The 26,229-nt window shown below is 51.6% G+C and carries 24 protein-coding genes, 4 pseudogenes and 2 other annotated features; of the genes and pseudogenes, 21 read left to right on the forward strand and 7 right to left on the reverse strand.

Annotation, left to right across the window (positions count from 1 at the left end):
* The coding region (locus FYJ62_RS03090; RefSeq protein ID WP_154547640.1) for an LPXTG cell wall anchor domain-containing protein at positions 1–1,403 on the forward strand (1,403 nt) is incomplete at its 5' end.
* Positions 1,404–1,534: 131 nt separating this feature from the next.
* On the opposite strand, the pseudogene tnpC reads toward FYJ62_RS03090, so the two are convergent.
* From tnpC to FYJ62_RS03110, 4 genes and pseudogenes are all read right to left on the reverse strand, one after another.
* A pseudogene (tnpC, locus tag FYJ62_RS03095) lies at positions 1,535–2,863 on the reverse strand (IS66 family transposase).
* A complete protein-coding gene (locus FYJ62_RS03100) occupies positions 2,820–3,056 on the reverse strand; it encodes an IS66 family transposase (RefSeq protein ID WP_154547642.1) in 237 nt (78 codons plus the stop codon). Before FYJ62_RS03100 ends, tnpC begins: the two are co-directional and overlap by 44 nt.
* 58 nt (positions 3,057–3,114) lie before the next feature.
* On the reverse strand, positions 3,115–3,342 hold the full coding sequence (gene tnpB, locus FYJ62_RS03105) for an IS66 family insertion sequence element accessory protein TnpB (protein WP_229771822.1): 228 nt from the start codon (positions 3,340–3,342) through the stop codon (positions 3,115–3,117).
* 162 nt (positions 3,343–3,504) lie between these two features.
* A pseudogene (locus FYJ62_RS03110) lies at positions 3,505–3,729 on the reverse strand (helix-turn-helix domain-containing protein); the annotation flags it as partial.
* Between the two features lie 148 nt (positions 3,730–3,877).
* Here FYJ62_RS03110 and FYJ62_RS03115 point away from each other — a divergent pair.
* From FYJ62_RS03115 to FYJ62_RS03175, 13 genes and pseudogenes are all read left to right on the forward strand, one after another.
* Positions 3,878–4,624 (forward strand): ABC-2 family transporter protein, encoded by a 747-nt coding sequence (locus FYJ62_RS03115; protein WP_154547644.1) that lies wholly within the window; start codon positions 3,878–3,880, stop codon positions 4,622–4,624.
* The gene (locus tag FYJ62_RS03120) at positions 4,621–5,382 is read left to right on the forward strand and encodes an ABC-2 family transporter protein (RefSeq protein ID WP_154547646.1); all 762 of its coding nucleotides are present in this window, start codon (positions 4,621–4,623) and stop codon (positions 5,380–5,382) included. The genes FYJ62_RS03115 and FYJ62_RS03120 overlap by 4 nt, the downstream gene beginning before the upstream one ends.
* 173 nt (positions 5,383–5,555) lie before the next feature.
* Positions 5,556–5,667, forward strand: a sequence feature (ribosomal protein L20 leader region).
* 47 nt (positions 5,668–5,714) lie between these two features.
* Positions 5,715–6,236: a translation initiation factor IF-3 gene (gene infC / locus FYJ62_RS03125; RefSeq protein WP_154547648.1), complete on the forward strand. Its 522-nt coding sequence runs from the start codon at positions 5,715–5,717 to the stop codon at positions 6,234–6,236.
* Positions 6,237–6,256: 20 nt separating this feature from the next.
* Complete coding sequence (rpmI, locus tag FYJ62_RS03130) at positions 6,257–6,457, forward strand: 50S ribosomal protein L35 (RefSeq protein WP_154547650.1); 201 nt, start codon at positions 6,257–6,259, stop codon at positions 6,455–6,457.
* 46 nt (positions 6,458–6,503) lie between these two features.
* Positions 6,504–6,860 (forward strand): 50S ribosomal protein L20, encoded by a 357-nt coding sequence (gene rplT, locus FYJ62_RS03135; RefSeq protein ID WP_002879237.1) that lies wholly within the window; start codon positions 6,504–6,506, stop codon positions 6,858–6,860.
* Positions 6,861–6,984: 124 nt separating this feature from the next.
* Positions 6,985–8,094 carry a ribosome biogenesis GTPase YqeH gene (gene yqeH, locus FYJ62_RS03140; protein WP_154547652.1) on the forward strand — a complete coding sequence of 370 codons (1,110 nt, stop codon included), beginning with the start codon at positions 6,985–6,987 and terminating at the stop codon, positions 8,092–8,094.
* A gap of 22 nt (positions 8,095–8,116) precedes the next feature.
* Positions 8,117–8,758, forward strand: coding sequence for a nicotinate-nucleotide adenylyltransferase (locus FYJ62_RS03145; RefSeq protein ID WP_154547654.1), 642 nt, complete (start codon positions 8,117–8,119; stop codon positions 8,756–8,758).
* Positions 8,751–9,335: pseudogene (yqeK, locus tag FYJ62_RS03150) on the forward strand (bis(5'-nucleosyl)-tetraphosphatase (symmetrical) YqeK); the annotation flags it as partial. The gene FYJ62_RS03145 and the pseudogene yqeK, both read left to right, overlap by 8 nt.
* Positions 9,336–9,425: 90 nt before the next feature.
* Complete coding sequence (rsfS, locus tag FYJ62_RS03155) at positions 9,426–9,773, forward strand: ribosome silencing factor (RefSeq protein WP_154547658.1); 348 nt, start codon at positions 9,426–9,428, stop codon at positions 9,771–9,773.
* 3 nt (positions 9,774–9,776) lie between these two features.
* Positions 9,777–10,931 carry a nucleotidyltransferase gene (locus FYJ62_RS03160; protein ID WP_154547660.1) on the forward strand — a complete coding sequence of 385 codons (1,155 nt, stop codon included), beginning with the start codon at positions 9,777–9,779 and terminating at the stop codon, positions 10,929–10,931.
* Entirely contained in the window at positions 10,931–11,530 is a 600-nt protein-coding gene (locus FYJ62_RS03165; protein WP_154547662.1) for a DUF177 domain-containing protein, read from the forward strand. Before FYJ62_RS03160 ends, FYJ62_RS03165 begins: the two co-directional genes overlap by 1 nt.
* A 202-nt stretch (positions 11,531–11,732) precedes the next feature.
* Entirely contained in the window at positions 11,733–12,449 is a 717-nt protein-coding gene (locus FYJ62_RS03170) for a response regulator transcription factor (RefSeq protein WP_154547664.1), read from the forward strand.
* Complete coding sequence (locus FYJ62_RS03175) at positions 12,439–14,058, forward strand: HAMP domain-containing sensor histidine kinase (protein ID WP_206988462.1); 1,620 nt, start codon at positions 12,439–12,441, stop codon at positions 14,056–14,058. Before FYJ62_RS03170 ends, FYJ62_RS03175 begins: the two co-directional genes overlap by 11 nt.
* A gap of 84 nt (positions 14,059–14,142) precedes the next feature.
* Here the strand turns inward: FYJ62_RS03175 and yidC are convergent, their stop codons facing one another.
* A complete protein-coding gene (gene yidC / locus FYJ62_RS03180; protein ID WP_154547668.1) occupies positions 14,143–15,123 on the reverse strand; it encodes a membrane protein insertase YidC in 981 nt (326 codons plus the stop codon).
* Positions 15,124–15,155: 32 nt separating this feature from the next.
* Complete coding sequence (locus tag FYJ62_RS03185; protein WP_154547670.1) at positions 15,156–15,428, reverse strand: acylphosphatase; 273 nt, start codon at positions 15,426–15,428, stop codon at positions 15,156–15,158.
* Between the two features lie 77 nt (positions 15,429–15,505).
* Between FYJ62_RS03185 and FYJ62_RS03190 the strand changes: the two genes are divergently transcribed.
* From FYJ62_RS03190 to greA, 5 genes and pseudogenes are all read left to right on the forward strand, one after another.
* Positions 15,506–16,261, forward strand: coding sequence for a TrmH family RNA methyltransferase (locus tag FYJ62_RS03190; protein ID WP_154547672.1), 756 nt, complete (start codon positions 15,506–15,508; stop codon positions 16,259–16,261).
* 99 nt (positions 16,262–16,360) lie between these two features.
* A complete protein-coding gene (locus tag FYJ62_RS03195) occupies positions 16,361–16,717 on the forward strand; it encodes a winged helix-turn-helix transcriptional regulator (protein WP_154547674.1) in 357 nt (118 codons plus the stop codon).
* Positions 16,718–16,758: 41 nt separating this feature from the next.
* Positions 16,759–16,964 (forward strand) — a binding site (T-box leader).
* A gap of 39 nt (positions 16,965–17,003) precedes the next feature.
* Positions 17,004–18,053 (forward strand): phenylalanine--tRNA ligase subunit alpha, encoded by a 1,050-nt coding sequence (gene pheS / locus FYJ62_RS03200; RefSeq protein WP_154547676.1) that lies wholly within the window; start codon positions 17,004–17,006, stop codon positions 18,051–18,053.
* Positions 18,053–20,464 (forward strand): phenylalanine--tRNA ligase subunit beta, encoded by a 2,412-nt coding sequence (gene pheT / locus FYJ62_RS03205; protein WP_154547678.1) that lies wholly within the window; start codon positions 18,053–18,055, stop codon positions 20,462–20,464. The genes pheS and pheT overlap by 1 nt, the downstream gene beginning before the upstream one ends.
* Before the next feature lie 72 nt (positions 20,465–20,536).
* Positions 20,537–21,042 (forward strand): annotated as a pseudogene (greA, locus tag FYJ62_RS03210) (transcription elongation factor GreA).
* A 73-nt stretch (positions 21,043–21,115) separates the two neighbouring features.
* Here greA and FYJ62_RS03215 read toward each other — a convergent pair.
* A complete protein-coding gene (locus tag FYJ62_RS03215; protein WP_154547680.1) occupies positions 21,116–23,779 on the reverse strand; it encodes a YfhO family protein in 2,664 nt (887 codons plus the stop codon).
* Between the two features lie 87 nt (positions 23,780–23,866).
* Between FYJ62_RS03215 and FYJ62_RS03220 the strand changes: the two genes are divergently transcribed.
* Together FYJ62_RS03220 and rpmG are read left to right on the forward strand one after the other, a co-directional pair.
* Positions 23,867–25,975, forward strand: a complete 2,109-nt coding sequence (locus tag FYJ62_RS03220; RefSeq protein ID WP_326831983.1) for a penicillin-binding protein 2 — start codon at positions 23,867–23,869, stop codon at positions 25,973–25,975.
* Positions 25,976–26,053: 78 nt separating this feature from the next.
* Positions 26,054–26,203, forward strand: coding sequence for a 50S ribosomal protein L33 (gene rpmG, locus FYJ62_RS03225; protein ID WP_008461198.1), 150 nt, complete (start codon positions 26,054–26,056; stop codon positions 26,201–26,203).
* The last annotated feature ends 26 nt before the right edge of the window (positions 26,204–26,229 follow it).

Genomic DNA, 26,229 nt, shown 5'->3' on the forward strand with positions numbered 1-26,229 from the left:
CAGCTAAAAAGAGTGACGGCTACTACAACGACGCCAATGACGCCGATAAGACCGCCTTGGATAATGCCCTCAGCCAAGCTGATAAGGATCTGAAGAATAATCCTTTGACCCAAGCCACGGCCGCTCAAGATGCCCAGGCTATTAACGATGCGATCAAGGGTTTGAAGGGTCAACCAACCAGCTTAGATGGGTTGAATCAAGCCATTAGCCAAGGTACTTCCGCCCAAGCTGGTTCTGAATACGCCAACAGTTCAGACGACAGCAAGGCCGCATTAGACCAGGCTATTAAGGCAGGTCAAACAGCCCAGACCCAGAGTGGCTTAACGCAAACGGAAGCTGATGCGGATGCTTCAGCAATTGAAAACGCCATCAATGGTTTAAGCGGAAAAGACACTGATAAGACAGCATTAACTGACGCCATTAATAAAGGGAATAAGACTCAAACTGATAGTTCAGATTACCAAGATACTTCTGATGCTAAACGTAGACAGTTAGACAAAGATATTACTGATGCTGAAACGCTTAACCAAGATCCTAAGGCTAGTCAAAGTAATGTTGATGCCGCTGCTAAGAAGATCAGTGATGATATCAATAATTTGAACCAAGGGACCGATGCAGCTAATAACAAACCTGCAATTCCTGCTTCAAAGATTCCTGTTGGTGATAACAGTCACTTAACCGATGATGAAAAGGGTCAGGTTAAGGACAATGTCCAAAAGAGTAATTCGAATGGCAAAGTTACTAACGTTGACGATCAAGGCAATACCACAATTACTTATCCGGATGGTTCAAAGAATGTAATATCTGGTAAAGATACCACTACAGGAACTTCAAAAGATGATCTAAATAAGGCTATCAATAATGGTAATTCTGCTAAGACTAGCGGTAACTACACCAATACTTCAGATCAGAATCGTGATGATTTGAATAAAGCAATCGATCATGGTAACCAAGTCAAGAACGATCCGCATGCAAGTCAGAAGGATATTGATGAAGCTGCTAATGATATCAATAAAGCAATTGACAATGTAAATAACCGTCAAACTGATGCATCTAAGAACGAACCTGTAATTCCAACGACCAAGACCCCAGTAAGTGATAACAGTCACTTAACCGATGATGAAAAGAGTCAGGTTAAGGACAATGTCCAAAAGAGTAATTCGAATGGCAAAGTTACTAACGTTGACGATCAAGGCAATACTACGATTGAACCGGCCAAGATGGTCAGCGTCAAGGAAGCTGCGCCTGCTGAAATGACTACCCAAAAGGCTGCGCAAGCTCAAGACCAGCTGCCGCAAACCGGTGAAGACAATTCCAAGGCCGCCTTTGTCTTAGGACTTGCTTCTATTCTTGGCGGGATCGGCATCCTGGGTGCTTTCAAGCGCAAGAAGAAGGAAAACTAAATAAACCCGAAAAAGGCAGATGATCTCAAGAATTGAGGGCATCCGCCTTTTTTTCGTAAGCGCCCAATAGCATAGTATATTAAAATCCCATCCTAGCAATGCTAAGATGGGATTAATCAGTTTATGGGACTTTACTTACAGTAGAGCTGAACATTCTCAGCCCATGGTAAATAGGCTTCCAGACGCTGATTGTCTAATAATGACAGCTCATTGGGCAGCTTGTCTAGAAGATAGTTGATGTATTTGAATTGATCCAAGCCATTTTGCTTGGCGGTTTCGAGTATGCTCATAATGATGGCCATGGCTTTGGCGCCAGTGCTGCTCTGTGAAAAGAGCCAGTTCTTGCGTCCCATGACGATCTCTTTGACTGCTCGCTCTGCTCTGTTGTTGGACAGTTCAAGGCGACCATCTTTTAGAACGTTCATGAACTTGTCCATATGGTTTAAGCAGTACTGGAAGGCTGCCCCCAGCTTGCCTGATGGCAGCACGAAGACTGATTTCTTGTAGCACCAGTCGGAAAACTTCTTAAGCAGAGGCTTTAATTCAGACTGGCGTTTCTTGTATCTTTCTTCAGCTGAAAGGTCCTTCCAGGAATGCTCAAGGCTAAACATTTGATCACAGTAGTGGATCCCCTGTTTGGCAACTGAAGTCGCGTCGAACTCTCTGGCCTTGTCTTTTGGCAAGGAGTCACGGAACTTCCGCCTTGCATGAGCCATACAGCCAACAAGAGTCACATCTTGTTGGCTTAATCGCAGATAGCCAGGATATTGATCACAATGAAGGTATCCGCTGAAGCCTGTGAGGAAATTCCATGCTTCGATGCCTTTTCGTGACCCGTGGTGATATAGAACAATCGGCGTCTTGGCATGCTTGCCTGACAAGAAGGTCCAGACATAGTCTTTGGCTCTCTCGCTGTCTAGAACTCGGTACGGCGTCTCATCTGCGTGAATGACCTCCAGCTTTAGCAGCTCTTGTCTCAAGCGCTCGTAAAGGTTGGAAAGGTAGTACTCACAGACTTTGATATGCCAATTGGAAACCGTCTTGTGATCAAGCGGAATGCCAATGCGCCGCAAGTCTTTTTCTTGTCGGTAGGCAGGAACCTTGAGAACGTACTTCTGATAGATCGTATTTGAGATCAAAGAAGCTGAGCCAAGACTGTTGGTTAACGGTGCCTTGATAATCTTGTCAGCCGGTGCTTCATCACTGCAGTACTGGCACTTGTAAGAGTGCTGAATGTGATCGATTCTCTTAATCTTGGCTGGAACGTATAGCGGCTCTTGTCTAGCGCAGAAGCTGCCGATCTCTTTCAGCTCGTGCTGGCAGTCCGGGCAGGTAAGGTCATCCAACTGGTAATGAACTTCCTCGCCAGGTAGAGAATCTAAAATATCTTGCTTTCTGCCGACTTACTTGCGTCTCTTATAGGTAATAGTTTCGGTAATGCGAGGGCAAGTCCTCGTCATCTTCACCGCCAGCCTTGTCTTCGTCAAAGAGACTCAGCTGGTTAGTATTGACAACGTTCTTTTCGGAGGATTTTCCGTAAAGCTTCCTGGTCAAATACTCAACTTGTTCAGTAAGAAGGGCGACCTGCTTGAGCAGCTCTTCGTTAGTTGCTTTGAGCGTTTCGATTAAAGTTGAAGTTTCTTTGTCAGTCATGGTTGTTGTCCCTCCTTGATTCATAATCATAAGAATACCAGAAAAGCTCGTGAAATCACTATAATTCACGAGCTCTTGCGGTATTAATTTTAGGATCAATGGTAAAGCCCTGCATCAAGCGCATGACTTGCCTTTCGGACAACTCTCGAACTTCGTCTTCATTATTCGGCCAGGCCAGCTTCCCGTTCTCGAAGCGCTTATAGAGCAGCCAGAAGCCCTGGCCGTCCCAATAAAGTGCTTTAAAGCGAATCAATTCCTCGTCACATGTCGGTCTTACCGCAAACAATGAACACTCGACCTAATTCAGCCAGATTAATCATGGCTCAAGAACCTGTCTACGACTTCGAGCATAAGCTCTCTAGTGGCATCACTGTAAAATGACAGCTCAACCCCATTGGACTTCAGATTAAGGACAAGCCTGTTCTTTGGAAGCTTATTCCTGGTCCTGATTCTGTCCTTCGACAGCTTTATACCGCTTCACATTGCCGGTATACACGGATACTGTGCCTCTTTTGAGCTCATATACGACCGTGCTTGGTGAGCAGTTAAGTTCTCTAGCTATAGCACGATTAGAGTAGCCCTTAGAGTGTAGCTCCTGGATTGTAGTCCGGTCGTTCAGCTTAAGGCGCTTGCCCTTTTGGTGTGGTTTAGTGTTAGAATATGAATGATCCATTTTAACCTCTCTAGAAATGTTTGTGGTAATTCATATTCTACCAGATGGTTGAAATGGATTTTTTGTGCTCTAATCCAGTGAAAACGATTTTTCTTACTGGATCGGAACAGCGTTCAGTTTAATTTTACAATCGGCGAAGAGAAAAAGAATGAAAAAATATTTGCCAGTTTATTATTTAGGCTTAAAGAACAGCTTGGTCTACCGGGCGAATACGGTGATGAAGCTGGCCTTGCAGCTGGCCAGCCTGCTGGTCACGATCCTGATGTGGAGGTTTATTCTCGCGGAAGGAGAGAGCTTCCAGCAAATGGCCCGCTATCTGCTGGTCACGAACCTGGTCAGCCTGATTTTTACCACTGGTCCGGTCTTTCAATTCGCGGACATGGTCAATACTGGGAGCCTGTCAGTCTATTTGACCCGGCCACTGTCCTTATATTGGTATCTGTTCAGCTATAACGTGGGCCTGCAGACCCCGCTGCTCGTGCTTTACCTGCTTTTGCTGCTCTTTTTGCTGAAAAGTGCCGGCAGCCTGCTCTTATTGGCGGTCTACCTGCTAATGAGCAGCTTGATGTTCTTTAGCCTGATGATGGCCTTGGCCATGCTCAGCTTTTGGCTGCTTAATATGTGGCCCCTGCAAAGCGGCATTAACGCGATCTATCTCCTGCTGGGCGGCCTGTACTTTCCTCTGCGCCTGTTGGGCCCAGCTTACAAGTATCTGCAGTACAATCCTTTTTCATTAGTGACCGACTTTCCAGTCCGGCTGCTGACGGCTTCAGTCAATAGGCGCGAGTTTGGGCAAAACTGCCTGGCCGTCGTGGCCTGGCTCTTGCTGAGTCTATTGCTGGAACAGGTGCTTTTTAAAAAAGGAATCAAGACTTTTGAGGGGGCAGGAGCATGAGCACGATTAAAGCTATTTGGCAGCAAAGTCTGGAAGAATTTCTAATCTACCGTGGCACCAGCATTATCACTTTTATTTTGGCCGCGGTCTTTCTGCTGATCGAGCTGTTTACTGGGAAAGTTTATTTCAGCCAGGGCGAAAATCTGGCGGGCTGGACGGCAAACCGTTATTTCATCATGATCAGCTTCATGAATAGCGCGGTCTACCTGTACAACTTGTTCTTTATCCTGGGTCATGAAAGCCTGGGGGACGACATTTTGGAGGGCAACCTGGACTATCTGCTGGTCCGTCCCAGCTCAAGCTATTGGCTGGCTGTAGGACGGAGCCTGGACGTGCCAAGCTTTTTCAACCTGCTCTTGTCAGGCGGTCTGCTTGTCCACTATCTTTGCGTGGAAAAAGCAGGGGGGGAAGCAGCATTGGTGGCAGGCATGGTTGTCCTGACGGCGTTTTTAATCTTTCTATTGAACCAGCTTTGCTTGACCCTGCTATTTTGGTTTGAAGGACTGACTGCCCTGGGCGGGATCGTGGAGGACCTGGTCAGTCTTGCCGCCCGGCCCAAGCAGATCTTTCCGCGGATCATCCAGCAGCTCTTTACTTGGCTGATTCCGCTTTTGCTGGTCAGCAACCTGCCGGTCGACTGGCTGTCAGGCCACGGCGGCTGGCTGCTCTTGTACCTGCTGGTCTTTTTGCCGTTGCTCTACTGGCTTTCGGTCAAGTTTTGGCAACGGGGGCTGCGGCACTATTCTTCAGCAAATTAAAGAGAAGTCATTGATCAAATCAGTCTTGGCAGACTGCATTGACAAGCTTGGTATGCCTAAAAGTCGAGCAACGTTTTTGCTCTATTACGATATCAGCGTCGAAGACTCTCATGAGATCGAAGTGAAATTAGCCCTTGACGGACAATCGGAGACCTAGTACAATAGAAAAAGTTGAGAACAAGAAGAAGCCCCCGCTTCTCGCCTAAGTTAATGAACCTCTGGGCAAATCGATATTTTCTGTTGATTTTAAAGGCGGGCTTTGATTACCCGCTTTTTTCTTGTCCTCGAAATTAACATGGAGGTGAACAGTTATACCACAGAAACAAAACAACATGATCCTCAACGAAAGCATTCGTGCTCGTGAAGTTCGGCTGATCGATGCTGACGGCAAGCAGGTTGGGGTTGTGTCAAAGAACGAAGCTCTGCGCCAGGCGAGCGATGCTGGCCTTGATTTGGTTTTGATTTCACCAAATGCCAAGCCACCAGTTGCCAAGATTCTTGATTACGGCAAGTACCGTTTCGAACAACAAAAGAAGCTGAAGGAAAGCCGGAAGAATTCCAAGCAAGTCAGCGTCAAGGAAATTCGCTTGAGTCCGACGATTGAAGGCAATGACTTCGAAACTAAGTTGAAGCATGCACGCAAGTTCATTGAAAAAGAAGGCGCCAAGGTTCGTGTTTCGATTCGTTTCAGAGGCCGTGCGATCACGCACAAGGAGTTAGGACAACAAGTGCTGGAAAAGATGGCCGAAGAAACTTCGGATATTGCTGTTGTAACCAGCCGTCCAAAAATGGAAGGCCGTCAAATGTTTTTGGTGCTCAGTCCTAAGAGCGATAAAGACAAAAATAAAAAATAGTTAATTGGAGGAATTTTACCATGCCAAAGATGAAAACCCACCGCGCTTCTGCAAAGCGTTTTAAGAGAACTGGTAACGGCGGTTTGAAGCGTCACCACGCCTTCACTGGTCACCGTTTCCACGGCAAGACCAAGAAGCAACGTCGTCATTTGAGAAAGGCCGCTATGGTATCAGCTAGCGACTTGAAGCGCATCAAGCAAATGCTTTCCCAAATGCGTTAATTTACTATTTTTATTAATACACTAACGATATTAGGAGGATTTTCAGATGCCAAGAGTTAAAGGTGGTACTGTTACACGCGCACGTCGTAAGAAGGTTTTGAAGCTTGCCAAGGGTTACCGTGGCTCAAAGCACGTTCAATTTAAGGCTGCTTCTACGCAATTATTCGTTTCATACAAGTACGCATTCCGCGACCGTAAGAAGCGCAAGAGCGAATTCAGAAGATTGTGGATCGCCCGGATCAACGCAGCGGCTCGTCAAAACGGCTTGTCATACTCAAAGATGATGCACGGCTTGAAGCTTGCCGGCGTTGACATGAACCGTAAGATGCTCGCTGACATCGCCTACAACGACGAAAAGACTTTCGCCGCTTTAGCAGAAACTGCTAAGAAGGCTTTAGCTTAATCAACGAACGCTAAGGAAAGCGCATCTAGCCCTGAGCTAGATGCGCTTTTTCTTTGTTAAACCCCAATTTTTCTATATAATTAGGGGAGGCACAATAAAGAAAGTTCAAGGAGGAAACAATTACATGAGTGAAGAAATTCGCTGCATTGGCTGCGGGTCAGTCTTGCAAAGCCAAGACAGCCAGCAAGCCGGCTATCTGCCACAGTCAGCCTTGGCCAAGGTTGAAAACGGTGAGCGCGAGGAAGTGTACTGCCAGCGCTGCTTCCGCCTGCGGCATTACAATGAAATTATGCCAGTGGAGCTGGACAATGACGACTTCCTGGCCCTGCTCAACTCTTTGGCTGCTAAGAAGGCCTTGATCGTGAACGTAGTCGACCTGTTCGACTTCTCCAATTCATTGATTTCTTCCCTGAAGAGATTTGTCGGCAGCAACGACTTTATCCTGGTCGGCAACAAGTTCGACTTGTTCCCGCTCAACTCCAAGGAGTCTAAGATCAAGGACTGGATGCGGCAAGAGGCCAACCGGATGGGCTTGTACCCAAAGGAAATCTTTCTGATCTCCGCGGCCAAGAAGAAGAACCTGGATGAGCTGATCAAGTACTTGAACCTGCACAGCCAGGACCAGGACGTCTACTTCGTCGGCACGACCAACGTCGGCAAGTCGACTCTGATCAACGCCATTATCGACGAAATGGGCGACGTGCAGAACCTGATCACGACTTCCCGCTTCCCGGGAACCACTTTGGACCGGATCGAGATTCCGCTGGACAACGGCCACTTCCTGGTCGACACCCCAGGGATCATGACCAAGAAGCAATTGGCAAGCAAGCTGGATCCAAAGGAGCTGGACATTGTCGCGCCAAAGAAGCCGCTTAAGCCGGCCACCTACCAATTGCTGCCTGGGAATACGATCTTCCTGGCTGGCTTAGGGCGGATCGACTACCTGCAAGGGCCATCGACTTCCTTTACGGTCTATGCCTCAAGAAGCATGTATGTCCACCGGACCAAGACGGAGAAGGCTGACGAGTTTTACGAAAAGCATGTCGGCGAGCTGCTGACCCCGCCGGGTGCCAAGGATGAATTGCCAGCGCTTAAGGGGCAGGAATACAATATTAAATACCGGAGCGACGTCTTGTTTGCCGGGGTCGGCTTTATCACCGTGCCCGCCGGCTGCCTGATCAAGGCTTACACTCCGGGCGGAATTGGCTTAGGAACCAGAAGAGCTTTAATTTAGCATTCTTAATTAGAGGTTGATCATGGATTCATTAGTAGATTTCAGCAAAGAACCTGGCGTGAAGGTTCAAACAGAAGAAGACCATCGCGGCCGCGGCAAGCAGATCGGGATCATGGGCGGGACTTTCAACCCCGTCCACATCGCCCACTTGGTTGCTGCCGAGCAGGCAATGACCAAGCTGCACTTGGATGAGGTCTGGTTCATCCCGGACAACATCCCCCCGCACAAGGACGCGCCAATCAAGATTTCTGCCCGGGACCGGGCAACCATGCTGGACTTGGCAACGCGGGAAAATCCGCGCTTCCGGGTCAAGCTGCTGGAACTGTTCCGAGGCGGCGTGTCCTACACGATCGACACCATGCGCTATCTGACCAAGAAGGCCCCGGAGAACACCTACTACCTGATCATGGGCAGCGACCAGGTCAACAGCTTCCACAAGTGGAAAGATGCTGACGAACTGGCCAAGCTGTGCACCCTGGTTGGCATCCGCCGTCCTGGCTATCCCCAGGATCCGCACTACTCAATGATCTGGGTCGACGCTCCCGACATCCGCCTGAGCTCAACCTATATCCGCCGGGCCGTGGCTACGGGGACCTCAATCCGCTACCTGGTGCCAGACCCGGTGCGCAAGTATATTGAAGAAAAGGGGCTTTACCGTGACTAAGCTGGCATTTAAGGAAACCTATTCGCCTTTGACCAGCGATGAGATCATCGCCAAGGAAAAGAGCATGATGGACGAGAAGCGCTTCAAGCACTGCATCGGCGTTTCCAAGACGGCCCGCAAGCTGGCAAAGCTCAACGGTTATGATGAAGACAAGGCTGCCTTGGCGGGCTTCGTGCACGACTATGCCAAGCAGATTCCCGTGGCTGACTACGTGCAGGCCATCAAGGAAGAAGGCTTTGATCCTGACCTGCTCAACTGGAGCCGGGCCATCTGGCACGGGATCGTTGGGGCCTACTTCATCAAGCGGGACCTGCAGATCGCGGATCCGGAAATCCTGACGGCCGTCAACCGGCACACGACAGGGGACAAGGAGATGACCACCTTGGACAAGATCGTCTTCGTGGCAGACTTCATTGAGCCCGGCCGGGACTTTCCAGGGGTTGAGGAAGCCCGCGAGACTGCTTTTGCCGATCTGAATGCCGGGGTCGGCTATGAACTGGCCCATACCTTGGAATACTTGGCTGAAAAGCGGGCCAAGATCTACCCAAGAACCCTGGAAGCCTACAATGTCTGGGCAGTTTCCGCGGACAGCCAGAAGCAGCTGCAGGCCAAGGAAAGAGCCAAAGACAAGCAAAAACACCAAAAATAACAATAGGAGAAATTACATTTGAAGAGCGAAGAGTTATTAGACATCGTATTGAAAGCCATCAGCGAACGCCACGGTGAGGACACCGAGGCATATGACATGCGCGGGATCAGCATCCTGAGCGACTTTTTTGTAGCTACCAGCGCTTCATCAAGCCGCCAGCTGCACGCCATTGCCAACAGCGTGATCGAGGAATGCCACAAGCATGACTACTACGACTACCACGTTGAAGGGAACCACGACTCAGAATGGCTCCTGGTCGACTTGGGCGACGTAGTCGTCAACATCTTTACCGAAGATGCTCGGGCCTTCTACAACCTGGAGAAGCTGTGGGCTGACGGCAAGCGCGTGGAAATCGAGGAAGACTAGCCAATGAGCGTTGTTGGGATTATTGCGGAATATAATCCATTTCACAGCGGACATGAATTTCTGATGAACCAGGCCCGGCTTTTGGCTGGGGATGATCCAGTCATCGTCGTGATGTCAGGCAACTACGTCCAAAGAGGGGAAATGGCCATCCTGGACAAGTGGTCCCGGGCCAAGGCCGCCTTGGCGGCCGGGGCGGACCTGGTCTTTGAGCTGCCTTTTTCCTATGCGGTGCAGCCCGCGGACATGTTCGCGACTGGCGGTGTGGAGCTATTGACCAAGCTGGGCTGCAACGACCTGGTCTTTGGGGTTGAAGATGCCAACATCAACTTTGAATACTTTGGCCAGAAGATTGCCAAGATCCCGCGCCAGCGCCAGGACTTTGCCGATTACAGCCAGACTTATTCGACCCAGTACAACCAGATGGTTGCCCGGGAAGTTGGCCATGAGATCAGCGAGCCAAACTCCATCCTGGGTCTGGCCTATGCCGTGGCCAATGCCAATCTGGGGATGCCGCTGCATCTGCACCCCGTCACCAGAGTCGGGGCCGGGCATGACGACATTCTCCAGCGGGAAAAGGTCGTCCAGAGTGCCAGTGCCATCCGCAACCTGCTGTTGAACGGGGAAAAGGGCGAAGACCTGTCCCAGTGGCTGCCGGCGGGGGAAATTGCCGACATCAAGAAGCAGAGGACCCTGCCCAACTGGGATCTGCTGTTCCCGCTTTTGAAATACCGCTTGGAATCAGCGTCCATCCCTGAGCTGCAGCAGATCTACCAGATGAGCGAGGGGCTAGAGTACAAGATGAAGGCGGAAATTCACCTGGCCAAGGACTTCTCCGAATTCCTGCGCCACGTCAAGTCCAAGCGCTACACTTACTCCCGCCTGCGCCGCTTGAGCCTGTACGTTCTGTTGAACGTGACGACGAGCGACGTCCTGCACAGCTACGACGACGTTTCGACCATGCTCTTGGGCTACAGCAAGGCGGGCCGCAAGTACCTGAAGAAGGAGCGCAAGGATTTCGCGGTCAGCATCATTTCCAAGGTTGACCGCAAGAATTCCCAAAACGGAACTTTGGGCCTGCAGGTCAGAACCGACCGCTTGTTTGAACAAATGATTGGGGTCGACCAAAACTTTGGCCACCGCCCCCTGGAGGTAAACTAATGCTTAAACTGTCTTATTTTCAGATCAAAAACAGCCGTGAGCCAATGACCGTCGTGGATGCCGACTTGGACTTTGGAAGTGACTTCTACGAGCGGGCCAAGAACCTGGTCATCGACGTCAAGCAGGCCCACGTCAGCGGTCAGCTGTTTTACGATGAGCCCTTCGTAACGGCCAACTACCAGGTCAAAGCCGACCTGGTGGTGCCGTCATCGCGGAGCCTGGCGCCAGTGCCGCTGCAGCAGCAGTTCTCCTTTGTCGAGAACTATTCCGACCATGAGCCGACTCAAGAAGAGAAGGAAATGGGTTTGTTCATCATTCCACTCGCGGATGACGACATCGACGTGCAGAAGGCGGTTGAAGATAACATTCTCTTGAACATTCCGACCACGGTCTTGACCAAGGAGGAAGAAGAGGAGGACGTCTACCCGGAAGGCCAGGGCTGGGAAGTCGTGTCTGAAGCTGAATTTGCCGAAGAGAAGAAGGACAAGGTCAACCCGGCCTTTGCTCAGCTGCAGGGCCTGCTGGACCAGATGAAGGCTGAAGAAGACTCAGGCAAAGAAGAGCCAGACAAAGATAAGAATAATAATAAAAAAGACTAAAGCATTCTTGAATGAAGGCTGAGGCAAAATAAGTTCCAGCTGGAATTAATCCAGCCGGAACTTATTTTTTATTGGTCTCTTGTTAAAATTCGATTTTTGGGCTATGCTAGAATTATTAAAATTAGCTTTAAGATGAGACTCGTATTAATTAAAGCGACAATTGAAGAGAAAATAAACTTTCTGTTAGGGGAATTTGAAAACTATGGCGAAAATATTGATTATTGAAGATGAAAAGAACCTGGCTCGGTTCGTTGAATTGGAACTTCAGCACGAAGGCTATGAAACTGAAGTGCAAAATAACGGCCGCAAGGGGCTTGACGCCGCTTTGAATGAGGACTTTGACGCGATCTTGCTGGACTTGATGCTGCCAGAATTGAACGGGCTGGAAATTGCCCGCCGGGTAAGACAAGTCAAGACTACGCCAATTATTATGATGACGGCCCGCGACTCCGTGATCGACCGGGTTTCCGGCTTGGACCACGGCGCTGACGACTACATCGTCAAGCCATTCGCGATTGAAGAATTGCTGGCCCGCCTGCGTGCCGTCTTGCGCCGGGTCAAGATTGAAAAGGATGCTTCAAAGGAACAAGTGCCGCGGCAAAAGGTGGTCAAGTTCAAGGACCTGACCATTGAGACCGCCAACCGGATCGTCCACCGGGGCGATGGCAAGACGGTTGACTTGACCAAGCGGGAATACAACCTGCTGATGACCTTGATTGAAAACAAGAATAACGTCGTTGGCCGGGACCAGCTGCTCAACCAGATCTGGGGCCCAGAATCCAACATTGAAACCAACGTTGTCGAAGTTTACGTGCGTTACCTGCGCAACAAGATCGACATTCCTGGCAAGCCTTCATACATCAAGACGGTGCGTGGGACTGGCTACATGGTAAGAGATGAGGACGACAATGCCGAATAAGGGCAATGGCAAGAAGAGAGGGACCAGACGCGTCTCACTGATCGTGAGATGGGTCAGCATCGTCGCGCTGACGATCGCGGTCTCTTTTCTTGTTTTCTGCGGGGTTGTCTTCAACACGGTCAAGCAGGAATCTCTCACCCAGCAAAAGGACGTCTCAAACGAAGTGGTAACGACTTTGCGCAAGCGTTTGGTGGGGATTGACCGCGAATTGGAAATTACCAGCGTCATCCAGCAGCTGTCGCCGGATACCCAGCGCCTGCTGAACGGGGGGCCAACCATTCCCAACGACCAGAGCTCAAACAAGAGCTCGGTCTTCAGCGACAGCGTGCTGACGACGATTACCAATCCTGACGTTACCGTGGCCATCTATAATCTGCGCGATGAGATCGTCTTCCATAACGGGGATACCGCGCCTAAACTGGTGAAGTTCTCGGGGAGCAAGAAGACGGTCGTCAAAGACGACAAGAAGGGGCAAAGCGTCCTTTACGTTTACCAGGAAGTGCGCAACCGGACCAGCGGCAAGCTGACGGGCTACATCGTGGTCAAGAACGTGATGACCAGCTACAACCGCTTGATCCACCGGACCGTGCGGGTCATGGCCTGGCTCTCCTGCCTGGGGATTCTGGCGGCAATCATCGTTTCTTATGTGGTCGTGCGCAACGTCGTCAAGCCGATCAAGATCATGTCCAAGGTGGCCAGAGAGGTCAACGAAGACCCTAACAGCTCGGTCAGAATTCCGGAGCTGCACCGCAATGACGAGCTGGAAGAACTGGGATTGTCCTTCAACAGGATGCTGGACCGGATGCAAAAGTACATTGAGCAGCAGAAGCAGTTCGTCAGCGACGTCTCCCACGAGCTGCGGACGCCCGTAGCCGTCATTGAAGGCCACTTGAGCATGTTGAAGCGGTGGGGCAAGGATGATCCCCAGATTCTGGAAGAATCTATTGATGCTTCGATTTCAGAAGCGGAGCGAATGAAGCACTTGATTCAGGAAATGCTGGACCTGACGCGGGCAGAGCAGATCAGCGTCCACTATCCAAACGCGATTACCGAGCCAATGGAGGTCTTGACCAGGGTTGTAGGCGACATGGCCATGGTCCACCCTGATTTTGAGATCCACTTGGAAGTCTCGGACCTGGATCCGGAAACCAAGATTCAGATCTACCAGGGGCACTTGGAGCAGCTCTTGATCATTTTGATTGACAACGGGATCAAGTACTCAACCGACCGCAAGGAAATCACCGTTTCTGCCGGCCAGGCAGGCAGCGAGTGCCAGATCGTGGTTCAAGACTACGGCGAAGGGATTTCGGATGAAGACAAGAAGAAGATCTTCAACCGCTTCTACCGGGTCGACAAGGCCAGAACTCGGGAAAAGGGCGGCAACGGCTTAGGCCTGTCCATCGCCCAGAAGCTGGTTGAGTCCTACCATGGCAAGATCAGCGTGGAATCAGTCCTGGGCCAGGGAAGCCAGTTCCGAATCACCTTCCCAGTCTTGAGCGAGTCCGACGTCAAGCGTTTGAAAGCCCGCCAAGCCGCCCAAGAGGCAACTGGCGGCCAAGGAAATGCCTTGCCAGGTCTACAGAGCCAAGATGCTGGAAAACAAGAATAAGCGCCCTTTAAGGCCAAATAAAACAGCTCATGCAATGCATGAGCTGTTTTATTGTCTGCTGACTAGTAAATTTGCGTGTCAGCTTTATTTATGTTTATTGCGCTGCTGCTTGCCTTGGTTGCGCTTGCGCAGGTCTTGGTGCTGCTTGGATTCAGCGGCTGACTGTTGGCTCTTGGCAGCTGGCTTGTTGATGATGCTGTCCAGCTTGGCCTGGGTAACGACTTCCACGATAGGCTTGTCTTGCAGCTCTTTCTCAATCCGCTTCTTGGCATGCGGCTGAACGATGAAGGTCGTGATCAGCTGCTGGATGACCATCACCAGGTTGCCGACTGCCCAGTAAAGGGCCAGGGCTCCGGAGAAGGACATGGAGAAGAAGAAGGTCATGATTGGGTTCATGAGTAGGGTGGCCTGCATGGTCTTCTTCTGCTCTTCAGGGATGCCGATGGTTGAAATCCCGCTTTGAGCCAAAGCCAGGAGGGTGGCGACGATCGTCAAGAGCATGGACTTGTCATACAGGGAAATCCCAAAGAAGGTGGAGTGGGCCAAGGCTGAGGAATAGGCTACGGCCTGGTAGATCCCGATCATGATCGGCATTTGGATCAAGAGGGGCAGGCAGCCCATGCCGCCAGTCAAAGAGATGTTGTTCTTGGAGTAGATCTCTCTTTGCAGGCCGCTGAGCTCCATCTGCTGCTGGGGCGTCAAGCCTTCGGTCTTCAAGGCCTTCTGCAGCAGGGCCATCTGCGGCTGGATGCGGTGCATCTTTTCCTGCTGGGTAATGGCCTTGTGCTGCTGGTTCAGCATCAATGGCATCAAGATCAAGCGCACGACCAGGGTGATGATGACGATCGCCCAGCCGGCCCCGCTGGCCCCGCCAATGGCGTGGCTCAGGTTGACGGCAATGTGCTGCAGGGGCAGGCCGATCCACTTGTAGACCCAGTAGTAAGGACCAGCTGTTGGCGCCTTCATGACATTGCTCTTGGACGTGCTTCTTTGACACGCTGACAAAAGCAGCGTCATGGCGGCTAAGCCAGCAGTTGGCAAAAGGTATTTTTTGATTTTGTTCATTTCGTATTAACTCTCCAGATATTTAGGCTACCCTAATATAATACATGAAAAGAGTGCAGTTGTTCCATTTCCGGCACGATTTCTGTATCAATTCGGGAAATATGGGCAAAACGCGCTGCCTTGCCCAAGTCCTTGGTGAAGGCGTCAAGCTCGCTTGGCTCGCCTTGCACCACGATGGTGACCGAGCCGTCAGGATTGTTGCGCACCGTGCCCGGCAAGCCCATCTCCTGAGCCTGCATCTGAACTGCCCAGCGGAAGCCTACCCCTTGAACGACGCCGTAAACCTGCATTTTTCTAGTTTCCATATTTGATCCCCCTCAGTTTTATGATTTAATTTTTTTGCAAGTTCGATTAGAATAGTATTTCTAAGGAGTATTTTATCATGCAAGAAATAACATCTGTCAACAACCGCTTAATTAAGTCCATTGCCAAGCTGGACCAGAAGAAGTACCGCGAGGAAAGCGGCTACTACCTGATTGAAGGCTTTCACCTGGTGGAAGAAGCCCTGAAGGCCAAGGAGAAGTACCAGTACCTGCTGGCTACGCCGGACGCGGTCAGCCGCTTGGACCAGGAATATGACGAAGACAAGCTGGTCAAGATCAACAGCGCCGTGGCCCACCATTTGAGCTCAACCAAGAACTCACAGGAAATCTTCATGACGGTCAAAATCAACCAGCCGGACCACTTCGACTTCACTTGGGGCAAGTGGGTCCTGCTCGATGACCTGGCTGATCCGGGCAACGTGGGGACCATCATCAGAACGGCTGACGCCGCTGGCTTTGATGGGGTGGTCTTGTCGCCAAGGACGGTCGACCTTTACAATCCCAAAGTTCAAAGAGCCATGCAGGGGAGCCAGTTCCACCTTTCTTTGCTGAAGTACCCTTTGGCCAGCGCCATTGAATCCTTCCGCGCGGCGGACATTCCGGTCTATGCCTCAATGCTGGACCGGGAAGCCAAGCAGCTGCAGGACTTTGACCAAGTGCCGCAGCTGGCCTTGGTCATCGGCAATGAAGCCCATGGGGTCAGCCAGGACGTGGCTGAGCTTTCCGACGAGAAGCTCTACATTCCGATCAAGGGCCAGGCTGAATCGCTTAACGCGGCCGTAGCGGCTGGGATCATGATTTATTACTTCTCCTAGGCTGGACGGGTCTGTTCAGGCTTTTCACTTGTATTTGGTAAGTGAATTATGCTTAAATAGGATCATAAATCAGAATGATAAATCTTAGGAGGAATCTATATGGCGGAAGCTGCTGAATTAAAGGACAGTCCCTGTGACTGCGTCCCAGCGGAAAACTATGAAATGTGCCAGCGCTTTGTCAAGGCGTTCGAGATTATAGGCAAGAAGTGGAACGGCTTGATTATCAGCTCCCTGTGCGATACCAAGGCCATGCGCTTCAGAGACCTGGCCCATGCCGTTGGCGCCTGCTCTGACCGGGTGCTGGTGGAACGGCTGCGGGAACTGGAGGCTGAAGGGATCGTCAACCGGTCCAAGGATGAAGAGCGCAAGATCGTACTCTATACGTTGACCCCAAAAGGCGCGGAATTGAAGCCGGTTTTTGAGCAAGTTCACCTTTGGGCGGACAAATGGGCTTAAAAGCTGCTTGCATTCGGCTTGATTTTGACTTATTATTCTAATTAATTACTAAGAACAAGACTAGTAGCAGGGCCCAGCTTTGACAGGGAGGCTTCTTGGTGAACTGAGAGGAAGCTAAGGCAAGGCTTGTGAATTTCATCTTGCGAGTAGAATCTAATCAATTCCGGCGGCCACCGTTATTCGGCAAAGAGCGTAGGCACCTGTTGGTGCCTAAACTAGGGTGGTACCGCGAAGCTTCGTCCCTTTTTGGGGGCGGAGCTTTTTTTGTTGAAAGGAAATTAGTTACATGGATTTATTTGATCGATTGAAAGACCTGCGTGAGCAGGGGCTGGAAGAAATCAAGGAAGCTGCTGACGAGAAGAGCTTGAACGACGTCCGCGTCAAGCTGGTCGGCAAGAAGGGCGAACTGACCCAGATCTTGCACCAAATGAAGGACGTTGCCCCAGAACGGCGCAAGGAAGTGGGCCAAAAGGTCAACGAGCTGCGCGACGCCTTCAATGAGAGCTTGGCCCAAGCCAAGGATGAGCTGGTACAAAAGATGATCGAGCAGCGCCTTGAAGCTGAAAAGATCGACGTCACTCTGCCAGGCCGCCGTCAGCACATGGGCTCCAAGCACCCGATCCGCATCATCCAGGACGATTTGGAACGCTTCTTCATCGGGATGGGCTACCAAGTCGTGCAAGGTCCTGAAATCGAAACCGAACACTACAACTTCGAAATGCTGAACCTGCCAAAGGACCACCCGGCCCGCGACATGCAAGCTACTTTCTATGTTGACGTTGACCGCCTCTTGAGAAGCCAGACTTCACCAGTGCAGGCCCGGACCATGGAAAAGCATGACTTTAATAAGAGCGACCTGAAGATGATCTCTCCAGGCAAGGTCTACCGCCGTGACGATGACGATGCCACCCACTCCCACCAGTTCATGCAGATGGAAGGGCTGGTAGTCGGCAAGAACATCGCCTTGAGCGACCTGAAGGGGACTTTGGAACGCGTGGCCAAGCACGAATTCGGCCAAGACAGAGACACGCGCCTGCGTCCAAGCTACTTCCCATTCACGGAGCCATCCGTGGAAATGGACGTTTCCTGCTTTGAATGCGGCGGCAAGGGCTGCGCAATCTGCAAGAACACCGGCTGGATTGAAGTTTTGGGGGCCGGCATGGTGCACCCGAACGTTCTGCGCGCTGCCGGCATTGACCCAACCGTCTACTCCGGCTTTGCCTTTGGCCTGGGGCTGGACCGCTTTGCCATCTTGCGTTACGGCGTTGACGACATCCGCGACTTCTACAGTGATGACGTCCGCTTCTTACAACAATTCCGTCAGGAGGAAGATTAATGTTAGTTTCATACAATTGGTTGAAAGATTTCTTGAACATGGAAGGCGTAGATCCCTACGCTTTAGCTGAAAAACTGACCCGGTCCGGGGTTGAGATTGCCTCCACGGTTCACCCGCAAGCCGGCTTGAGCAAGCTGGTCGTTGGCCATGTCTTGACTTGCGAGCTGATGGAAGGAACCCACCTGCACAAGACCACGGTTGACGTGGGAGAAGAGGAGCCTAAGCAGATCATCTGCGGGGCGCCAAACGTTGCTGCTGGCCAGGACGTGATCGTGGCGCTGCCAGGCGCCCACATTGCCGGCGGCCACAAGATCAAGAAGGGCAAGCTGCGCGGGGAAGTTTCCGATGGGATGATCTGCGGCTTGCAGGAAATCGGCTTTGCTGATGCCCTCGTTCCGCCAAAGTATGCTGACGGCATCTTCGTCTTCCATGAAGAAGGCCTCAAGCCTGGCGAAGAAGTCTTCAAGGCCCTGGGGATGGATGACTACATTTTGGACTTTGACATTACGCCAAACCGGGCCGACACCTCATCAATGGAAGGGGCAGCCTACGAAGTCGGGGCTTTGATTGACCAAAAGCCAAAGATTGAGGACGTCGTTCTTAAGGAAGACGGTCCAGACTGGACTGACGGCTTCACGGCCACTGCCGACGTCAAGGTCGCGCCAAAGTACTACCTGAGAAAGGTAACCGGGGTCAAGATTGGCGAAAGTCCGCTCTGGATGCAGACTCGCCTTTGGAACGCCGGCATTCGTCCAATCAACAACGTCGTTGACGCCACCAACTACGTCATGCTGCTGACTGGCCAGCCAATGCACGCCTATGATGCCGCTATGTTCAAGAATGGCCGCATCGACGTCCGTCTGGCCAAGGAGGGCGAAAAGCTGCAGCTGCTCAATGAGAAGGAATTGGACCTGGACTCAGAAGACGTGGTGATTACCGATGGCGAAAAGGCCGTTGGCCTGGCCGGCGTCATGGGCGGCTACAACTCAGAAGTTACTGAAAGCACCACTGACGTGATTCTGGAAGCCGCGGTCTTTGACCCAGCCTTGATCAGAAAGGCTGCCCTGCGCCACGACAACCGGACCTATGCTTCCGCCTTGTTTGAAAAGGGCATCAACTGGGACAACACCCAAAAGGCCCTGGACGCCTGCGCCTTGATCCTGAGAAACGACGCCAACGGCACGGTCTGCGCCGGTGAAGTCAAGGCAACTGACGAAAAGCGCGATCCGGTCGTAATCACCACGACTGCCAGCCGGACCAACAAGCTCTTGGGGACCAACCTGTCAATGGACGAGATCGTCAAGATCTTCCACAAGCTCAACTTCGCCATCACGACTGACGGCGACAGCTACACGGTCACGGTGCCAAACCGCCGCTGGGACATCTTCATTGATGCTGACCTCTTTGAAGAAGTCGGCCGCATCTATGGCTACGACAACATCAAGTCAACCCACCCGGAAACCGGCGAAATCTCCGGTGGCTACACTGAAGAAGAAACTAAGATCCGCCACCTGCGCAACCTGGCTGAAGGCCAAGGCTTGACTGAAACCATCAACTACTCCTTGACCAGCGATGAAATGGCCACGACCTTCGTCAAGCAGCCGCTGCCAGCAGTCAAGGTCAACTGGCCGCTGAACTCATCCAGAACGACCATGCGCCAGAACCTGATCTGCGGTCTGTTGGACACGATTGCCTACAACTTTGCCCGCAAGCAGACTGAGCTGCAGCTGTTTGAAAACGCCCGCGTCTATGACAAGGCCGACGATGAGTACAATGAACACGAACATCTGGCTGCCGCTTACGTTGGCAATGCCGGCCAAAGCAACTGGCAACACCAGGATGAAAAGATCGACTTCTACTACGTCAAGGGGCAGCTGGAAGACCTCTTGGAAATGGTTGGCATCAGCAAGGGCATTGAATACCGGCCAGAAGTCATCAACGGGATGCACCCAACCAGAACTGCCGGCATCTACATCAACGATGAATACGTTGGGCTGATCGGGCAGATCGCCCCAGTTTTGACCGTCAGTGACAAGAACTTCGCCGGCAAGGAGATTTACGTTTACGAACTGAACCTGGAAAAGATCCTGCCTTTGATGACCAAGGGCGTCAAGTCAGTTCCAGCGCCGAAGTACCCAGCAGTTGAACGCGACCTGTCAATCCTGGTTGATAAAGACGTGACTAACGCGGCGGTCGTCTCCGCGATCGAGGACAACGCCGGCAAGTACCTGGTCAAGGTTGACGTCATCGACGTCTACGCTGGTGCCCACCTGCCTAATGGCAAGAAGTCACTGGCCTACCGGTTGACTTTCTTGAACGAAAAGGACACTTTGACTGATGAAGTCGTAAGCAAGGCCATGACTGAAGTCCAAAATGCCTTGGAAGAAAAAGTGGACGCAACTATTCGTTAATTGTTGACTTTCAAATGATAAAACTCTAATATTTAACAATGCAAAGCGTTGAAATAAAGGAGAATTTTTAATATGCCTGAAAAAAGATATGAAATGACTGCCGAAGGCAAGAAGCAATTGGAAGAAGAATTGCACAACCTGAAGTTTGTTAAGCGGCCACAAATCGTAGAACGTTTGAAGATTGCCCGTTCATACGGTGACTTATCAGAAAACTCTGAATACGACGCAGCTAAAGACGAACAAATGCGTCTGGAAGAAAGAATCGACCAAGTATCTGAACAATTGAAGTACGCGGTCATCATCAACGCCGACGAAGTCGACCCAGACGAAGTAAGCATTGGCAAGACGGTAACGATTACCAGACGGTAACGATTACCGAAGTGGGCGAAGACGAGCCTGAAACTTACGAAATCGTGGGTTCAAGCCAATCAGACCCATTCAACGGCAAGGTTTCCAACGAATCCCCAATCGGCAAGGCACTCTTGGGCCACAAGAAGGGTGAAACCGTCAAGATCAACGTTGACGCTGCCAACGTCAGCTACGACGTCGTAATCAACGACGTGAAGACTACTCACTAGTCGCGGTTATTTTAAGCACAGCAAGAAAAGCGCTGAACAAATTAGCTTTGTTCAGCGCTTTTTGCTGTCATTTTTAAATTGGATAATTGCCATTCTGGTCAGGGTGCCTGATCGCGCTAAGCCGGCTCCAAATCTTGTAAAGGAGCAGGGTGATCAAGGAAAGCAGGCTGCTGAAAAGAAAGAGCCAGGGCACGTAGATTAAGGTCAGCTGGTGCTTGCCCTTGGCCAGCTTCCAGGTCAAGAAGGCATTGGCGTATTTGCCGGTTTTTACCCGCTGGCCCTGGTCATAGACAAGCCAGTTCGCGGAATAAGGGATGGTCGAGGCCAGCCGTTTGCTCTTGGCCAGCGTGAAGGCACTGGACTTGATGCACAGGCTGCCTGCCTGGAAAAGCTTGAGCTTGGGCTGGCGCAACTTGGCCAAGGCCTGGCTGGCCTGTTGGTTTTGCAGGTGCAGGATCCGGGCGCCAAAGAGGTCAAGCGAGTTCTTTTGCAGGGTGAAGACGATCTTGATTTCATTGCCCTTTTGCCCCGAGGCAATATTGACCAAACGGGTCTGGTCGTCGCGGCTTTCAAAGTCATAGAAGATGTCGTTGACCGTGAGGGAGCCCTTTTTAAAGTCAAAGCCGCTTGGCAGCTCAAAGTAGTAGGAATCGTTGCTGTCGGGGGTGAAGTAGAAGGTGATGCTGGCTGGCTTGGCCGGATTAACCTTGCTGAAGGCCAGGGCGTTGTCGGACTTGGCTTTCAGGTTGGACAGCTTGTAGGCCGGCAGATTCAGGTCGTCAAACAGCTTGAGCCGCTTTTGTCCAGTCAGCTTGGCCAGGAGGATTTCCTGGTTGGCCGCCGGATCGTCGTTGACGAACTTGACCGCAGTCGTCTTGGCGTCAGTAGCAAAGATCAGGGGCAGGGCCGCTTGGTTCTTGAGGATGCTGACCTGCTTGAACTGCTTGCTTGGATAGTAGTTGAAGAGGTCAGCCCGGTGGATCAGGTTGTCATAAGCCATCCGGGCCTTGGCGGAGACTCCGTCAGCTGAATAGTTGGGCTGCAGGTAGTACTTGATGCCCAGGAGGCTGTCCGTGATCAAGGTGCCGCCCTGGTTGGTGTAGGAGTTGCTGTTGTGGACGTAGCCCAGGCTGGCCATGAAGCTTGAGACCGCCCGGTTGCTGATGGAATTGAAGGTCGTGATTCCGTAGTAGCCGCCCGTGAAGGGGTCATCATCTGACCGGCTGAAGCTCTTCTCCAGCCGGTAAAGGGTAGGATCGTGCTTTTGCTGCCAGCTGGCGGCTTCACTCACGTTGACGGCGAACTTGGAGTAGTCTTGATTGTTCTGGTAGGACAAGGCGTTCAGGGACCAGACTAAGTTGAGGGACATTTCGGCCATGGCCAATAGGCAGAGGTAGTAGGCCCCGTACTTGTGAAAGCCATGGATGAAAAAGATATACAAAAGCGCGGTCAGGAGGAAGAGGCAGCTGGCCAGGACGTCATCCTGGCTCAAGAAATTCAGGTGGTTGGGATTCAGAATCAAATAGATCGCCAAGCCAGCCGCGAAAAGCGAGGCCAGAATTTTCTGGAGCAAGGAGAAGGTGACCGGCTGGCTGATGGTCGCCAAGGCCAGGTCAAGGGCGAAAAAGGCCAGAATAAAGCTGAAGCGGCCCGGGTACCAGACTGGAAACTGGCCCATGTGCCAGATCAAGACCAGGGGAGTAAAGTCCAGGGATAGGACTAGGAAGAAGAAGAGGGCGAAATTGGCCAGGCGCTCTTTAAGCTTGATTCGCTGGTCAAAAAAGTAGATCAAAGCGACCAGCAGAAAGCCGCTGCCGATGAAGAGGTTGGGCATCCCGTCCTCCATTTCCCCAAAGCTGTAGGAGCCTACAGCCAGCTTGCCCAAGATCTTGAGGGGGGCAAACTGCCAGCTGAAGGACCAGACGGCGTCAGAATCGGCCTTGCCCTGAAGCAGCTCGGCTAGAGTCGGCAAGAGCACGAACAGGCAGAGGAAGCTGGCAATGATGCTGGCTGACAGGTAGCGGCCAAAGGCCCGCCAGATGAACTTGGCGTCGGTTTTTGACCAGTTGATGACCATCCGGGAAAACAGATAGAGCGCGCCAAACAGCAGGGCCATGTAGCCGGTATAGAAGTTGGTAAACCAGATGAGGAAGGTGACTAGGACCAAGTGGCTTTTGCCTGCCAGGGGATGCTTGACGAAGAGCCGGTCGATCTCCTGGATCAAAAATGGCAACAGGTACAGGGTGTCCAGCCACATCAAGTTCAAATTGTTGGCCACCACGAAGCCGCACAAGGCATAAGCCAGGCTGGCCGCCAGGGCGGTGGCGCTTCTAAGCGGGTATTTGGTCTGCCAGACTTCATAGCTGGCCAGGCCAATGGCCCCGATCTTTACGGAGATCAGGACCAGGATGGCCAGGGGCAGCTGCTTTTGCGGAAAGAGCAGGAGCAGCAGGTTGAAGGGGCTGAGCAGGTAATAGGCATCCGTTCCCAGCATTGAATTGCCTAAGCCGCTTGCGAAGGTATAGATCAAGCGCAAGGGATGGGTCAGGAGGTTCTTTTGGTAGAAGGCCAGCAGATCAACGTACTGCTGGCCAAGGTCCACCGTCAGGACGTTATAGCCCTTGCTGGCAAAATAGGCAAAAAAGACCAGGGCCGGCAGGAGGAAGCTGAACCAGTAGGGCAGCGCGCTGAGACTGAAGATTTTAGAGCAGCGGTTTTTGAGTTTTTGCGGACACATTAAGAATTATCTAACTCCTCTCCGATGTGATAGAATTGCGAACGGCTTTTTGTTAAAATGTCTTTAGTTTAGTGAGGAAGATTTATCGTGAGTTATTTCAGAAAGAATAGCGGGACTGGCAACGGAAGTCAAACCGCGAATACGCCTCTCAGAATGAAAATCCTGGTAGGTATTATTTTAATCCTTTTTGCCGCTTTGATCGGCCAATTGGCCTATTTGCAGCTGGCTTACGGGTCAAGATTTGCCGCGGAAGTCGATTCAACCGACCAAAACACGGTTTCCAAGTCCGTGCCGCGGGGGATCATGTATGACTCCCAAGGGCGGATTCTGGTCGGCAACAAGGCGATCAACGCGGTAACCTATACGCGTGGCCTGTCGACTAGCTCGACGACCATGTACAAGGTTGCCAATGCCCTTAGCAATTATATCGAAATTACGGATGAAAAGCCGTCTGAAAGAATGGTAGCCGACTACTACCTGGCTGACAGCAAGCGCGAGGCCAAGGTCAAGAAGGCCTTGCCTAAGAGCCAGAAGAAGACCAGCCTGTCAACCAGCCAGATCAACGACTATGAAGTGGCCTACGTTGAAAAGCAGCTCAAGCCTTCTTTGACCAGCAAGGAGAAGACGGCAGCCTTGATCTACAACAAGATGTCCGGGGCTACGACCCTGTCCACGATCAACCTGAAGTCCAACGGCCTGACCAACAAGGAAATCGCCCAGGTTGGCGAGCACTTGTCAAATCTGCCGGGCGTAGGGATCGGGACCGACTGGAACCGCTACTACCCAAATGGCTCATCCATCAAGAGCATCATCGGGTCCGTTTCCACGACCAAGACCGGCTTGCCAAGCGACAACCTGCAGTACTACCTGGTCAATGGCTACTCCAGAAACGACCGGGTCGGCACTTCATATCTTGAAAAGGAATATGAGGCCCTGCTGAAGGGGACCAAGGCCAGCTACAAGGTGACCTCCAAGTCCGGCAAGGTCTCCAAGACTGAGCAGGTTTATGCCGGCCAGTCTGGGGCCAGCCTGAAACTGACGATTGACGCCAAGTACCAGGCTGAGGTCACGAAAGCTTTGAAGACCCAGTTCAAGAAGGCCATCGGTGCCGGAGCAGCCAAATTGTCCAGCGGGGCCTACGCCGTGGCTATCAACCCTAATACGGGGGCAGTTTTGGCCTTGTCCGGAATCAGCTATGATCCATCAAAGCAGAAGATCACCGACAATGCCTTGGGCAACATCAACCAGTCCTTCGTCATGGGTTCTGTCGTCAAGGGGGCACAGGTGGCAGGCGGCCTGATCAACAAGGTCATTACTCCAAGCAACTCCACCTTGCCTGATACGCCGATCTACCTGCCCGGCTCACCAGTCAAGAAGTCAGTCTACCCAGTTGGGACCTTCAGCTCCCTGGACGCGCCAAGTGCCCTGGAAGTTTCTTCAAACATCTACATGATGCAGCTGACCCTGCGCTGGATCAAAGCCGGCTATGTAGCCAAGTCCTACATCCACATGCCGCAGACGGCCTTCCAGACCCTGCGCAACAACTTTGGCATGTTTGGCCTGGGGCAAAAGACCGGGATCGACCTGCCTGGGGAAAGCTCCGGGATTCAAGGCTCCTCCTTTGACTCTAAGACTGGCTTGATCAGATCCGGTTCCGTCCTGGACGAATCCTATGGGAACTATGATGCCTATACGCCAATTCAGCTGGCCCAATACGTGTCAACCATTGCCAACGGCGGCTACCGGATGCAGCCATACGTAGTCAAGTCGATCGGCCATACCTCCAGTGACGGGAAGCGTTTCTCGGCTTACTATAACAAGAAGCCAACCGTCCAGTTCAAGATTCCATGGACCCAGTCTGAGCTTAACGTCATCAAAGACGGCTTCTACCGGGTCACCCACGGGAGCAATGCCTGGGGGACGGCCCACAGCTTGAAGAGCGTCAAGCCTTCCATCTCAGCCAAGACTGGGACGGCCCAGACTTTCTACTACAATGCCAAGACTGGCAAGTCGACCGACACGGAGCTGATCAATGAAACCATGGTTGGCTGGGCTTCATCAAACAACCCGCAGATTGCCTTCGCGATCGTCTTTGCCGGCTTTAATCCAAACTTGGAAGGATCTTACAACAAGGACCTGGCCAAGGCGATGGTTACGTCCTACTACAAGCTGCACAAGGGCCAGTTCACGAATTAGTGGCAAAAAAACTTGCTCTCTTTTTCATAAAATGTTATCATTGGACAGTCAGATATTAATTTGTAGGTGGTGAAAACAATGGCAGAAAACATCATTTTGGAATGCACTGAATGTGGCGACAGAAGTTACTTATCCAAGAAGAACAAGCGTAAGCATCCAGAACGTTTGACCTTGAAGAAGTATTGCCCAGTCGAAAGACAAGTTACTCTTCACCGTGAAACTAAGTAATAAAGATGGCAGGTCCTTCCGACCTG

The sequence above is a fragment of the Lactobacillus porci genome (assembly GCF_009695985.1).
In the GTDB taxonomy this organism is placed as follows: Bacteria; Bacillota; Bacilli; order Lactobacillales; family Lactobacillaceae; genus Lactobacillus; species Lactobacillus absianus.

What these genes read in the sequence shown, in the direction of transcription:
- FYJ62_RS03100 (WP_154547642.1), bottom strand. Translation starts at nt 3,056, where the DNA reads ATGACTGACAAAGAAACTTCAACTTTAATCGAAACGCTCAAAGCAACT.
- FYJ62_RS03115 (WP_154547644.1), top strand. Translation starts at nt 3,878, where the DNA reads ATGAAAAAATATTTGCCAGTTTATTATTTAGGCTTAAAGAACAGCTTG.
- FYJ62_RS03120 (WP_154547646.1), top strand. Translation starts at nt 4,621, where the DNA reads ATGAGCACGATTAAAGCTATTTGGCAGCAAAGTCTGGAAGAATTTCTA.
- infC (WP_154547648.1), top strand. Translation starts at nt 5,715, where the DNA reads ATGATCCTCAACGAAAGCATTCGTGCTCGTGAAGTTCGGCTGATCGAT.
- rpmI (WP_154547650.1), top strand. Translation starts at nt 6,257, where the DNA reads ATGCCAAAGATGAAAACCCACCGCGCTTCTGCAAAGCGTTTTAAGAGA.
- rplT (WP_002879237.1), top strand. Translation starts at nt 6,504, where the DNA reads ATGCCAAGAGTTAAAGGTGGTACTGTTACACGCGCACGTCGTAAGAAG.
- yqeH (WP_154547652.1), top strand. Translation starts at nt 6,985, where the DNA reads ATGAGTGAAGAAATTCGCTGCATTGGCTGCGGGTCAGTCTTGCAAAGC.
- FYJ62_RS03145 (WP_154547654.1), top strand. Translation starts at nt 8,117, where the DNA reads ATGGATTCATTAGTAGATTTCAGCAAAGAACCTGGCGTGAAGGTTCAA.
- FYJ62_RS03160 (WP_154547660.1), top strand. Translation starts at nt 9,777, where the DNA reads ATGAGCGTTGTTGGGATTATTGCGGAATATAATCCATTTCACAGCGGA.
- FYJ62_RS03165 (WP_154547662.1), top strand. Translation starts at nt 10,931, where the DNA reads ATGCTTAAACTGTCTTATTTTCAGATCAAAAACAGCCGTGAGCCAATG.
- FYJ62_RS03170 (WP_154547664.1), top strand. Translation starts at nt 11,733, where the DNA reads ATGGCGAAAATATTGATTATTGAAGATGAAAAGAACCTGGCTCGGTTC.
- FYJ62_RS03175 (WP_206988462.1), top strand. Translation starts at nt 12,439, where the DNA reads ATGCCGAATAAGGGCAATGGCAAGAAGAGAGGGACCAGACGCGTCTCA.
- yidC (WP_154547668.1), bottom strand. Translation starts at nt 15,123, where the DNA reads ATGAACAAAATCAAAAAATACCTTTTGCCAACTGCTGGCTTAGCCGCC.
- FYJ62_RS03185 (WP_154547670.1), bottom strand. Translation starts at nt 15,428, where the DNA reads ATGGAAACTAGAAAAATGCAGGTTTACGGCGTCGTTCAAGGGGTAGGC.
- FYJ62_RS03190 (WP_154547672.1), top strand. Translation starts at nt 15,506, where the DNA reads ATGCAAGAAATAACATCTGTCAACAACCGCTTAATTAAGTCCATTGCC.
- FYJ62_RS03195 (WP_154547674.1), top strand. Translation starts at nt 16,361, where the DNA reads ATGGCGGAAGCTGCTGAATTAAAGGACAGTCCCTGTGACTGCGTCCCA.
- pheS (WP_154547676.1), top strand. Translation starts at nt 17,004, where the DNA reads ATGGATTTATTTGATCGATTGAAAGACCTGCGTGAGCAGGGGCTGGAA.
- pheT (WP_154547678.1), top strand. Translation starts at nt 18,053, where the DNA reads ATGTTAGTTTCATACAATTGGTTGAAAGATTTCTTGAACATGGAAGGC.
- FYJ62_RS03215 (WP_154547680.1), bottom strand. Translation starts at nt 23,779, where the DNA reads ATGTGTCCGCAAAAACTCAAAAACCGCTGCTCTAAAATCTTCAGTCTC.
- rpmG (WP_008461198.1), top strand. Translation starts at nt 26,054, where the DNA reads ATGGCAGAAAACATCATTTTGGAATGCACTGAATGTGGCGACAGAAGT.